At 72.7% G+C, this 4,427-nt stretch carries 6 protein-coding genes; 2 read left to right on the top strand and 4 right to left on the bottom strand.

The features are described from left to right. Window positions 1-1,320: MFS transporter (locus QM572_RS03780; RefSeq protein ID WP_415090187.1), on the top strand; the 1,320-nt coding region annotated here is incomplete at its 5' end. Window positions 1,321-1,392: 72 nt separating this feature from the next. Here QM572_RS03780 and QM572_RS03785 read toward each other — a convergent pair. The 3 genes from QM572_RS03785 to QM572_RS03795 all read right to left on the bottom strand — a co-directional run bounded on the left by QM572_RS03785 (window position 1,393) and on the right by QM572_RS03795 (window position 3,035). Further along, a complete protein-coding gene (locus QM572_RS03785; protein ID WP_415090189.1) occupies window positions 1,393-1,917 on the bottom strand; it encodes a DUF1697 domain-containing protein in 525 nt (174 codons plus the stop codon). 14 nt (window positions 1,918-1,931) lie between these two features. Continuing rightward, entirely contained in the window at window positions 1,932-2,330 is a 399-nt protein-coding gene (locus QM572_RS03790) for a cold-shock protein (protein WP_415090192.1), read from the bottom strand. A 66-nt stretch (window positions 2,331-2,396) separates the two neighbouring features. Further along, the gene (locus QM572_RS03795; protein ID WP_415090194.1) at window positions 2,397-3,035 is read right to left on the bottom strand and encodes an HAD family hydrolase; all 639 of its coding nucleotides are present in this window, start codon (window positions 3,033-3,035) and stop codon (window positions 2,397-2,399) included. 52 nt (window positions 3,036-3,087) lie between these two features. On the opposite strand from QM572_RS03795, the gene lepB reads away from it, so the two are divergent. Next, the gene (lepB, locus tag QM572_RS03800; protein ID WP_415090196.1) at window positions 3,088-3,807 is read left to right on the top strand and encodes a signal peptidase I; all 720 of its coding nucleotides are present in this window, start codon (window positions 3,088-3,090) and stop codon (window positions 3,805-3,807) included. A gap of 132 nt (window positions 3,808-3,939) precedes the next feature. On the opposite strand, the gene QM572_RS03805 is transcribed toward lepB, so the two are convergent. Beyond that, window positions 3,940-4,427, bottom strand: a 488-nt coding sequence (locus tag QM572_RS03805; RefSeq protein ID WP_415090198.1) for an FHA domain-containing protein, incomplete at its 5' end; no start/stop codon positions are given.

The following is a 4,427-nucleotide window of genomic DNA, read 5'->3' on the forward strand; positions in this document are numbered from 1 at the left end:
GCCCGCGGGGTGGCCGCCTCCGCGCGCGGCGTCGGCCGGCTGTCCCGGTTCGCGTTCCGTCAGGCGCGGCGGGCGGCGTCGGCGGAGGGCGCCGAGGCCTCCGGGCTGTCCCGCCTGATCGAGATGCACGCCTTCAACACCGCCGGCGACGCCGCGGTCGCGATCTCGCTCGCCGGCTCGCTCTTCTTCCAGATGCCCGGCTCGGGCGGCGGCTCGTCGCGGGAGTCGGTCGCGCTCTTCCTGGGCATCACGATGCTGCCCTTCGCCATCGTGGCGCCGTTGCTCGGACCGCTGCTCGACCGGGTCGCGCACGGCCGCCGGTGGGCGATCGGCATCGTGATGGCGATCCGCGCCTTCCTGTGCTGGGTCCTGGCCGGAGCCCTCTCCGGCGGCACCGCGCTGATGTTCCCGGCCGTCCTCGGCATCCTCGCGGCCTCCAAGGCGTACGGCGTCGCCAAGGCGGCCGCCGTGCCCCGGCTGCTCCCGGAGGGCGTCACCCTGGTCAAGGCCAACGGCCGCGTCGCCATGGCCGGCGTGGTGGGGGTGTGCGTCTCCGCCCCGATCGCCGGCCTCGCCTCGCTCGCCGGGGCGGAGTGGGTGCTGCGCTGGGCGTTCGTGCTGTTCGTCATCGGCACGATCCTCGCGATCCGGCTGCCCTCGGCGGTCGACTCCAGCGCGGGCGAGGAGTCGCTGGCCTTCCGCCGCGAGGAGAGCCGTGCGGCCGGTGGACGCGCCCGGATGCCGATGCCCCCGGCGGTCGCCTACGCCCTGCGGGCCAACTGCGCGCCGAAGTGGCTCTACGGCTTCCTGCTCTTCTTCATGGCGTTCCTGCTGCAGGAGCAGCCGCTGGGCGACTGGTCGCCGACCCTGTCGATCGGCGTCGTGGCGGCGGCCGCCGGGACGGGCAACTTCCTCGGCATCAGCATCGCCTCGCTGATCAAGCAGGTCCGTCCCGCGGTCACCGTCTCGGCGGTGATGGTCGCCGACGCCACCGTGGCGCTGGTGGCGGCGCTCTTCTACTCCCCGCTCACCGTCATCCTGCTCGGCGTCGTCACCGGGCTCGGGGCGTCGCTGGCGAAGTTCTCACTCGACTCCTCGATCCAGGCCCACATCCCGCACTCGGTCCAGGCCTCGGCCTTCGCCCGCTCCGACACCACGCTCCAGCTGGCGTGGGTGATCGGCGGCTTCGTCGGCATCGGCCTGCCGCTGCATGCCCACCTCGGCCTGATCGTGGCGACCGTGGTCCTCGCCGCGTGGACGGTCTTCGTGCTGACCGGTCGGCCTCGGCGTACGGCGGGGCCCGTTCGTCACGCTACGTAGCGCCGGCGACCGCTCCGCCCGCAGCGTCCGAGCACCCGGCGTGGCTGTGGCGCGGCGCGGGCGGAGCCGGTGCTACTCGGCGAGGGCGACCAGCTTGCGGACCGTGTTGAGGTTGCGCGCCGTGCCGGGCACGGCGAGGGCACGGCCGATCGAGACGTCCTTCATCTGCGGACGGCCGGCGCCGCCGGCGTACCGGATGTGGAGCTCGCGGCCGATCACCTCCCACCGGTCGTCGCCGGTCTCGAAGGTGCGCGCCTTCTCGATCGCGGCGGCCGTGGGCGTGCCGGCGAGGAAGGTGACGTAGGAGTGCTTCGGCTCCAGCACCTCGAACGGGTGCGCCTCGAGCGCGGCGATCGCCTCCTCGCGGGAGCGGCTGACGACCTCGCGGAAGAAGCCGAATCGCTCCTGCACCGCCTTCTCCAGAGCCCGGTCGAACGACTCGTGGTCCTCCGGCGGAGTGCAGACCAGGTTGCCCGAGGCGATGTACGTCGTCACGTCCTCCGCCCCGAGGGCCTCGGCGATCGCCCGCCACTCGGCCATCGGCAGCGTGCACCCGCCGACGTTGACGGCACGGGCGAGGACGATCCGCCGGCTCACCTGCGCCGCCCGGGTCAGAGCTCGAACTCGTCGGCGAGGTTGCGCAGAGCGGGGGCGATCTTCTTGCCGAGGTCCTTGGTCGGGGGACGGCCGTGGGCGTAGCCCTCGCGGATGTCGTCGAGGAGCTTGATGACGTTCTCGACGATCAGCTCCATCTCCTCGGGCTTGCGGCGCTGAGCGGCGCGCACGTTGCGGGAGACCGACGGCGGGGCGTCGAGGATGCGGACCTGCAGCGCCTGCTCGCCGCGACGGCCCTGGGCGATGCCGAACTCGACCCGGGTCCCGGCCTTGAGGGTGGCGGCGGCGCCCGCGGGGAGCGCGTCGGCGTGCACGTAGACGTCGGGGCCGTCGTCCTGGGACAGGAAGCCGAAGCCCTTCGCGGGGTCGAACCACTTCACCTTGCCAGTGGGCACGGACGGACCCCTCTCCTCATTGTCGTGGTCTGATCGAACTGCGCCGTGTCGCGCGGGATTGCGCGCTCAACCGGTGACGGCACCGGGGCCGACAGAGCCTACATGGCGATCGAGCCAGGCGGGGAAGTCGATCAGGGAGTCGAGCACGACGTGCGTGCCGGCCGCGAGGAGCTCCTCGCGGGTGCAGCCGCCGGTGAGGACGCTGACGCTGGTCACGCCGGCGGCGAGCGCCCCCTCCACGTCGTGGATGTGGTCGCCGACGTACACGCTCGCGCCCTCGGCCCGCAGCACCTCCGCCTTGCCGACTCCCCAGACCCAGCCCTCGAGGTGGTCGACCTCGAAGCCGAGGTGGTCGACGTGCAGCTGCGCGTTGGGCCGGAACTTGCCGGTCACGACGATCACCCGGCCACCGCGGCGGCGGACCGCTGCCATCGCCTCGTGCGCGCCGGGCAGGGCGGGGACGTTCACGATCGCGTGCGCGGGGTAGAGCGCCCGGAAGCGATCGGTGACCCAGGGCAGGTCGGCCTCGGGCACGTACGGCGCCAGCATCATGTCGATGGGAGGGCCGAGCCTCTCCACGAGCTGGTCGGCCGGCAGCTCCACCCCGATCTCCCCGCCCAGCGCGCGCAGCACGTCGGCGAAGCCCGGGGCCGTGTCGATCAGCGTCATGTCGAGGTCGAAGCCGACCACCAGCTGACCACCCATGATCGCGAGCCTAGTCCGGGTGCGCGACCACCCGGCCGATAGTGTCCCGCTCGTGGCCACAACGAAGCGCAGTCCCTGGAAGGCCCTCGGGGAGACCGTGGTGCTGCTGGCCGTGGCGGTGGGACTGGCCATCACCCTGAAGGCCACGACGGTGCAGGCGTTCTACATCCCGTCGGGCTCGATGGAGCCGGGGCTGCAGATCAACGACCGGATCGTGGTCGAGAAGGCGTCCTACTGGTGGGGCCATCCGCAGCGTGGCGACATCGTGGTCTTCAGCGATCCCGGCGGCTGGCTGGGCGAGGACGACACCACGCCGACCAACGTCGTGTCGCGGGTGCTGGAGAAGATCGGGCTCTACCCGAGCGGTGGCCACCTCGTGAAGCGCGTCATCGGCGTGGGCGGCGACACCATCGTGTGCTGCGACGACCAGGGCCGGATCTCGGTCAACGGCACGGCGCTCGACGAGGACGACTTCATCGATCCCCAGCAGGACTGCGACGGCCCGATGGCCGACTGCACCAGCGGCTGGAAGGCGGTCGTGCCGAAGGGGAAGCTCTTCGTGATGGGCGACAACCGCGACGAGTCGGCCGACAGCTCCTTCCACCTCTGCCACGACGACAGCGAGGACACGTGCGATCCGTCGGCGGCGTACGTCGACGAGGACCTGGTCGTGGGTCGCGTGATCGCCCTCGTGTGGCCGTTCAGCCGCTTCACCATCGAGCACCGTCCGTCGGTCTTCGACGACGTCGCCGCCGCCGACGCCGCGTCCTGACGACGCGCCGGCGGTGTTGCCGCCACGTGGGCTGGGCGTTTTCACACCCCCGACGGGACGTTCCGGCCCGTGGGCGGCGTGGCCGGGGGCGCGAAGGTCCCGGGAGGCGAGCGAAAACGGGGCGAGCGGCCCTCAGCGGACGCGGATGGTGAGCCCGTCGCCAAGGTCGATGAGCGCGCCGCTCTGCAGGGCGACCCGGACGCCGGGACTGAGCTCCTCGGGGCGCTGACCGGGCTGGACGACGAGGGTGCCGTTGGTCGACCCGAGGTCGGCGACCACCGCGAGGCCGGCATCGGCGCCCGTGCCGGGACGGACCTCGACGTGGGTCGAGGAGATCTCCGAGTGCGGGCTCGGCACCGTCACCAGCAGCGGCTGGTCGTCGGCCGGGAACCGGCCGGCGTCGGGCTTGCGGCCGATGACGACGAGGCCGTCCACGTCGATCTCCGCGCCGCTGGAGAAGGAGAGGTGCGCGACCTTCTCGGGCTTCGCCGGCGGCTCGGGCTCCGGGGCGGCCGCCTCGACCGGCTCGACGGGCGGCGCCGGCGGGAACACCTCGGTGACCTGGTCGTCGCCGTCCTCGACGAGCGGCGCCGCCACCGGCGGCGGCGTGGACGGCAGGC

This window comes from Nocardioides sp. (assembly GCF_047607365.1).
GTDB lineage: Bacteria > Actinomycetota > Actinomycetes > Propionibacteriales > Nocardioidaceae > Nocardioides.

Bases quoted from the DNA above. Each gene is read 5' to 3' on its own strand.
- QM572_RS03795 (WP_415090194.1), bottom strand. From the start codon at position 3,035: ATGGGTGGTCAGCTGGTGGTCGGCTTCGACCTCGACATGACGCTGATC.